This is a genomic window from uncultured Nevskia sp. (assembly GCF_903885465.1).
Lineage (GTDB): Bacteria > Pseudomonadota > Gammaproteobacteria > Nevskiales > Nevskiaceae > Nevskia.
Map to the genome: position 1 here is coordinate 1 of NZ_CAISIQ010000005.1, position 6,689 is coordinate 6,689.

A 6,689-nucleotide genomic window follows, 5' to 3' on the forward strand; every position below is an offset into this window, starting at 1 on the left:
CTCGTCGGCGGCCAGACGCGCATGCCGAAGGTGCAGGACGCCGTGAAGGCCCTGTTCGGCCGCGAGCCGCGCCGTGACGTGAATCCGGACGAGGCGGTCGCCGTCGGCGCCGCGATCCAGGGCGCGGTGCTGACCGGCGAGGTCAAGGACGTCCTGCTGCTCGACGTCACGCCGCTGTCGCTCGGCATCGAGACGCTCGGCGGCAAGATGACGAAGCTGATCGAGAAGAACACGACGATTCCGACGCGCAAGTCCGAGACCTTCACCACGGCTGACGACAACCAGCACGCCGTGACCGTGCACGTGCTGCAGGGCGAACGCGAGATCGCGGCCGCCAACAAGAGCCTCGGCAAGTTCGATCTGACCGACATCCCGCCGGCCCCGCGCGGCGTGCCGCAGGTCGAGGTGACGTTCGACATTGACGCCAACGGCATCCTCAATGTGTCGGCCAAGGACAAGGCCACCGGCAAATCGCAGTCGATCGTGGTCAAGGCGAACTCGGGTCTGTCCGAGGACGAGATCAAGAAGATGATCAAGGACGCCGAGGCCCATGCCGACGAGGATCGCAAGTTCAACGAGCTGATCACCGCCCGCAACCAGGGTGACCAGATGATCCATGGCGTAGAGAAGTCGCTGAAGGATCTCGCCAGCGAAGTGCAGGACGATGAGAAGAAGGCGATCGAGTCGGCCATCGCCGAACTGCGCGAAGCCTTGAAGGGCGGCGACAAGGATGCGATCACCGCGAAGACCGAAGCGCTGGCCGCGGCTTCGGGCAAGCTCGCCGAACGCGCCTACGCCAAGGCCGGCGCTGCCGCTGGTGCCGGTGGTGCAGAAGCCGGTGCGCAGGCTGAAGCCGGCGGCAAGGACGGCGATGTCGTCGATGCCGAATTCACCGAAGTGAAGGACAAGAAGTAAGTCCCTGGCAACGGGCGGAAGGTGCGAGTCGCCGGTAAAACGGCCCGACTCGTGCCTTCCGCCTTTTGCGTTTTCCCCGGCACCCCTTTTCCAGAAGCCTCACGACGAACATGAGCAAGCGCGATTACTACGAAGTCCTTGGCGTCAGCAAGAGCGCCGGCGACGACGAGATGAAGAAGGCCTATCGCAAGCTGGCGATGAAGTGCCACCCGGATCGCAATCCCGGCGACAAGGCGGCCGAAGAATCCTTCAAGGAAGCGAACGAGGCTTACGAAGTGCTGACCGACGCCAACAAGCGCGCGGTCTACGACAAGTACGGCCACGAAGGCATGCAGCGCGGCGGCGGCAGTGATTTCGGCGGTGGCTTCGCCGATATTTTCGGCGACGTGTTCTCCGACATCTTCGGTGGAGGCGGCGGTGGCGGACGCGGAGGTCCGCGTCGCGGTGCCGATCTGCGCTACCGGATCGAGCTGAGCCTGGAGCAGGCGGTGTTCGGCACCACCGAAACCATCCGGATTCCGACGGTGCGCGATTGCGAACCCTGCAATGGCAATGGCACGGCGGATGGCAAACCGGCGCAGACCTGCAGTACCTGCCGTGGCGCCGGCCAGGTGCGTGTGCAGCAGGGTTTCTTCGTGCTGCAGCAGAGCTGCCCGGCCTGCCGAGGCCGCGGCACCGTGGTCACCGATTCCTGCAAGAGCTGCCGCGGTGCCGGCAAGATCCGCAGCGAAAAAACCCTGGAAGTGAAGGTGCCGGCGGGTGTCGATACCGGTGACCGCATCCGCCTGAGCGGCGAAGGCGAGCCGGGTGAGCGCAATGCGCCGGCGGGTGATCTGTACGTGCAGGTGGAGGTCAAGCCGCACGAGATCTTCGATCGCGATAACAACGACTTGCACTGCCAGGTGCCGGTCGGCTTCGTGGTCGCCGCGCTCGGTGGCGACATGGACGTGCCGACCTTGAACGGCAAGGCCAAGCTGACCGTTCCCGAAGGTACGCAGAGCGGCAAGGTGTTCCGTCTGCGCGGGCTCGGCGTCAAGCCGGTGCGCGGTGGGCCGCAGGGCGATCTGCTGTGCGCCGTCGTCGTCGAAACGCCGGTGCACCTGACTCGCAAGCAGAAAGACCTGCTCAAGGAGTTTGGCGAAACGGTCGACAAGGGCGGCGAAAAGCACAGCCCGGCAGCAAGTAGCTGGCTATCGAAGGCCAAGCAGTTCTTCGAAACCCACATCAAGCCCAGCTGACGCGACGCAAGTCCCCGCAGCCGGCGAGAACGCGCGTAATCTAGCGCCCTTTCCGGCTGCCGCTGCCTAACATGACTCAACCGCTTTCCGTGGCCATCCTCGGCGCTTCCGGGCGCATGGGGCGGTCCCTGATCGATGCCACCTTGCGCAACGATCGTCTCAGTCTGGCCGCCGCCGTCGAACGCGCCGGCAATGCCGCGATCGGTGTCGATGCAGGTTTGATGGTCGGCCAGGCCGCCATCGGGGTCGCGGTCTGCGAGTTGCTCGCTCCGGCCATCCAGCAATCCGCGGTGGTCGTCGATTTCACTGCGCCGGGCGCAACCCTGGCAGCCCTCGAAGTCTGCATCGCCAACGGCAGGCCGATCGTCATCGGTACCACCGGCTTCACGCCGGACCAGAAGCTTGTGATCGCTGAAGCGGCGAAGCGCATTCCGTTGTGCATCGCGGCCAACTATGCGATTGGCGTCAACGTGGCGCTGAAGCTGGTCGAACTCGCGGCACGCACGCTGGGTTCGGATTACGACGTCGAGATCGTCGAAGCCCATCACCGGCATAAGGTCGATGCGCCGAGCGGCACGGCGCTGGCGTTCGGCGAAGCCGCTGCCGCCGGGCTCGATCGCGATCTGCTCAGCAATGCCGTCTACGGCCGCCAAGGCCAGACCGGCGCCCGCAAGCGGGAAACCATCGGCTTCGCGACGGTGCGCGGTGGCGACGTGGTCGGCGATCACACGGTGCTGTTCCTTGGCGACGGCGAACGAGTGGAGATTTCCCACCGCGCGACGACCCGCGCAAACTTCGCCAACGGCGCGCTGCGCGCTGCGGCTTGGCTGGTCGGCAAGCCGGCCGGGCTTTACTCGATGCGCGACGTCCTGTCGCTGAACGACTGAAAGAACACCGACGCCATCGAACGGAATCGACAGGATGTCTGATCGCAAAAGCCTGCCGCTGAGCGTCGTTGCGCTCGGCGTCGTCTATGGCGACATCGGCACCAGCCCGATTTACGCGCTGCGTGAGTGCTTCTACGGCGAGCACAGCGTTGCCAGCACGCCGGCCAATGTGCTCGGTGTGCTCAGCCTGATCACCTGGGCCCTTATCTTGGTGGTGACGATCAAGTATCTGGCGATCGTGCTCAGAGCCGACAACAAGGGCGAGGGCGGCACCATCGCCCTGGTGGCGCTGCTCAATCCCTGGCGGGCACGGCGCGGTTCGCAGCGTTATGTGCTGATGCTGCTCGGCCTGTTCGGCGCTTCGCTGATGTATGGCGATGGCGCGATCACGCCGGCGATTTCGGTGTTGTCGGCAGTCGAAGGCCTGAACGTCGCCACGCCGGCGTTCCATCCGTTCGTGGTGCCGATCACCCTGGTGATCATCATCGGCATCTTCCTGGTGCAGAGCCGCGGCACGGCCGGCATCGGCGCTCTGTTCGGGCCGGGCATGACCCTGTGGTTCCTGGTGCTGGGCGCGCTTGGCGCGCATGGCGTGCTCAACAATCCAACCGTGCTGGCGGCGATGAATCCCGTGCACGGCATCGCCTTCTTCCTGCGCAACGGTTTTGCCGGCTTCATCGTGCTCAGCTCGGTGTTCCTGTGCGTCACCGGCGCCGAAGCCCTTTACGCCGACATGGGCCACTTCGGACCGTCGCCGATCCGCCGCGCCTGGCTCGTGCTGGTGCTGCCGGCGCTGCTGCTGAACTACTACGGCCAAGGCGCGCTGATCCTCACTGGCGCACCGGACATCCACAATCCGTTCTATCAGCTGGCACCGGACTGGATGACCTATCCGCTGGTCGGCCTGACCACCTTCGCCACCATCATCGCTTCGCAGGCGATGATCACTGGCGCGTTCTCGCTGACCAGCCAGCTGGTCCAGCTCGGTCAGCTGCCGCGGATGGAGATCATCCAGACCTCGAGCGATGAGCAGGGCCAGATCTACATTCCTGCGGTGAACTGGCTGTTGATGCTGGCCTGCATCGGCCTGGTGCTGGCCTTCCGTTCGTCGAGTGCGCTGGCCGCGGCGTATGGCATTGCCGTGTCGTCGACGATGGTGGTGACCACCATCCTCACCGTCTTCGTCGCTCGCCGTTACGACTGGCGCGCCAGCGTGACCTACCCGGTGGCGGCGGTGTTCCTGATCATCGACCTCGGGTTCTTTGGCGCCAATCTGTTCAAGATCACCGATGGCGGCTGGGTACCGGTGGTGATGGCGATCGGCATCTTCACTCTGATGACCACCTGGAGCCGCGGCCGCAAGCTGTTCCAGAGCCGCATTTCCGGCAGTGAGGAATCGACCCAGGAACTGGCGCGGCGCGTGCGTGATGACCCGCCGCACAAGATCCCCGGAACCGGCGTGTATCTCACTGGTGGCGATCATGCGCCGGCTTACCTGTTGCGCCACCTCGAGCGCAATCGGGTGCTCAACGAACGCATCGTGCTGCTGACCGTGCAGACCATCGATGAACCGCGCGTGCCGGCCGTCGAACGCCTGCGTGGCTGGGGCGTTGCCCCGGGTATCTATCGCCTGGTGATTCGCTACGGCTTCATGCAGACACCGAATGTGCCGGTAGCGCTGCGCTTCAGCGAGCAGCTTGGCCTCGACATCGACATCGATAACGTCACTTACTTCCTCGGCCGCGCGACCTTGATTCCGTCCGATGATCTGCCGGGCATGGCGTTGTGGCGCGATCATCTATTCGCCTTCATGGCCCACAACGCGATTCGCGCGACCGATTTCTACGGCCTGCCACCGGAAGACGTGGTCGAGCTGGGCTTCCACGTCGAGATCTGAACGCGTGCTGACGATAAGCGCCGCTACCACCGATGACGTGCCGACGATCCTGCATCTGATCCGGGCGCTGGCCGAGTACGAAAAGCTGTCGCATGAAGTCGTCGCTACCGAAGATTCGCTGCGCGCCGCACTGTTCGGCGAACGGCCTGGTGCCGAATGCCTGATCGCCCGCGAGCACGGCGAACCGGTGGGCTTCGCGCTGTACTTCCACAACTTCTCGACCTTCCTCGGTCGTCGTGGCCTGAATCTCGAAGACCTGTTCGTCGAGCCCGCGCATCGCGGCAAGGCTTATGGCAAGGCGCTGCTGCAGCAGCTTGCGCAGATCGCAGTCGAGCGGGGTTGCGGGCGCCTGGAGTGGTCGGTGCTGGATTGGAATGCGCCCGCGATCGGCTTCTACGAAAGCCTCGGTGCGAAGCTGATGAGCGAATGGCGGATCTTCCGCCTCACCGGCGAGGCCTTGCAGACGTTCGCGGCGGACAAGCGCTAATCTCGCTGCAACCTCCTTTTCGGCGGATGCATCGATGACTCGCACGCTACGTTTGACGATGTTCGCCGCAGCCTTGTCGAGTGCTGCGCCTGCATTCGCCGCTGACAACACGCTGCGCAAGGACGCCGAGGCGCTAGCGGCCGGCACCAGCGATGAACTGATCGCCATCCGCCGCTATCTGCATGAGCGCCCGGAGCTGTCGAACCGCGAAAGCGAGACCGGCCAGTATCTGGCGACGAAGCTGCAGGCACTCGGCTATCAGGTGCAGACCGGCGTCGCCAGGAACGGCGTGGTCGCGGTGCTCAAGGGCGGCAAACCGGGCCCGGTGGTCGCGCTGCGCGCCGATATGGACGGCTTGCCGGTCACCGAGGAGGTGGTGCTGCCGTTCGCGTCGAAAGTGAAATCGACCTACGACGGCAAGGATGTCGGTGTCATGCACGCCTGTGGTCACGACACCCACATGGCGATGCTGCTCAGCGCGGCGGCGGTGTTCGCCAAGCTGCAGGCGCGGCTGCCGGGCACGGTCAAGCTGATCTTCCAGCCGGCCGAGGAAGGTCGCCCCGCAGGCGAGGAAGGTGGTGCTGAATTGATGGTCAAGGAAGGCGTGCTGAGCAGCGCGCCGCAACCTGACGTGATCTTCGGCCTGCACGTGCTCACGCAGTTCGAAACCGGCCAGTTGGCGTTCCGTGCCGGCAGCCTGATGGCCAGCACCGAGAACCTGAACATCGTCGTGCGCGGCAAGCAGACCCATGGCGCGATGCCCTGGAACGGCGTCGATCCGATCGTCGTCAGTGCGCAGATCATCAGCGCCCTGCAGACCGTGGTCAGCCGTCAGCTCGACATCACCCAGGGCGCGGCGATCGTCACCATCGGCAAGATCGATGGCGGCGTGCGCAACAACATCATTCCCGATGAAGTGCGGATGAAGGGCACCTTGCGCTCGCTCGATCCGGCGTCGCGCCTGATCATGAACGACGCCGTCCGCCGCACCGCGACCAAGATTGCCGAGGCCTCGGGGGCCACCGCGATCGTCGGCATCGGCGACGAGTACGCGTATCCGGTCACCTACAACGATCCGGCGCTGACGGCGCAGATGCGGCCGACCTTGGAGCGTATTGCCGGCAAGACCAACATCATCGAATCGACCCCGCAGACCGTCGCCGAGGATTTTTCCTTCTACCAGCAGAAGATTCCCGGCCTGTTCGTTTTCGTCGGCGTTCGCAAGCCGGGCGCGACGACGGACGAATACGCGCCGAACCATTCAC

At 64.7% G+C, this 6,689-nt stretch carries 6 protein-coding genes; all 6 read left to right on the top strand.

Translation table 11 applies throughout. The features are described from left to right. On the top strand, window positions 1-915 hold a 915-nt coding region (locus QZY06_RS00125; RefSeq protein ID WP_295678614.1), incomplete at its 5' end, for an Hsp70 family protein. A gap of 110 nt (window positions 916-1,025) precedes the next feature. Further along, entirely contained in the window at window positions 1,026-2,153 is a 1,128-nt protein-coding gene (gene dnaJ / locus QZY06_RS00130; protein WP_295678617.1) for a molecular chaperone DnaJ, read from the top strand. A gap of 71 nt (window positions 2,154-2,224) precedes the next feature. Continuing rightward, window positions 2,225-3,040 carry a 4-hydroxy-tetrahydrodipicolinate reductase gene (gene dapB, locus QZY06_RS00135; protein WP_295678620.1) on the top strand — a complete coding sequence of 272 codons (816 nt, stop codon included), beginning with the start codon at window positions 2,225-2,227 and terminating at the stop codon, window positions 3,038-3,040. A gap of 34 nt (window positions 3,041-3,074) precedes the next feature. Beyond that, window positions 3,075-4,937 (top strand): potassium transporter Kup, encoded by a 1,863-nt coding sequence (locus QZY06_RS00140; RefSeq protein ID WP_295678624.1) that lies wholly within the window; start codon window positions 3,075-3,077, stop codon window positions 4,935-4,937. A gap of 4 nt (window positions 4,938-4,941) precedes the next feature. After that, window positions 4,942-5,424 (top strand): GNAT family N-acetyltransferase, encoded by a 483-nt coding sequence (locus QZY06_RS00145; protein ID WP_295678627.1) that lies wholly within the window; start codon window positions 4,942-4,944, stop codon window positions 5,422-5,424. Window positions 5,425-5,458: 34 nt separating this feature from the next. Beyond that, the coding region (locus tag QZY06_RS00150; RefSeq protein ID WP_295678630.1) for an amidohydrolase at window positions 5,459-6,689 on the top strand (1,231 nt) is incomplete at its 3' end.

Bases quoted from the DNA above. Each gene is read 5' to 3' on its own strand.
- dapB (WP_295678620.1), top strand. From the start codon at position 2,225: ATGACTCAACCGCTTTCCGTGGCCATCCTCGGCGCTTCCGGGCGCATG.
- QZY06_RS00140 (WP_295678624.1), top strand. From the start codon at position 3,075: ATGTCTGATCGCAAAAGCCTGCCGCTGAGCGTCGTTGCGCTCGGCGTC.
- dnaJ (WP_295678617.1), top strand. From the start codon at position 1,026: ATGAGCAAGCGCGATTACTACGAAGTCCTTGGCGTCAGCAAGAGCGCC.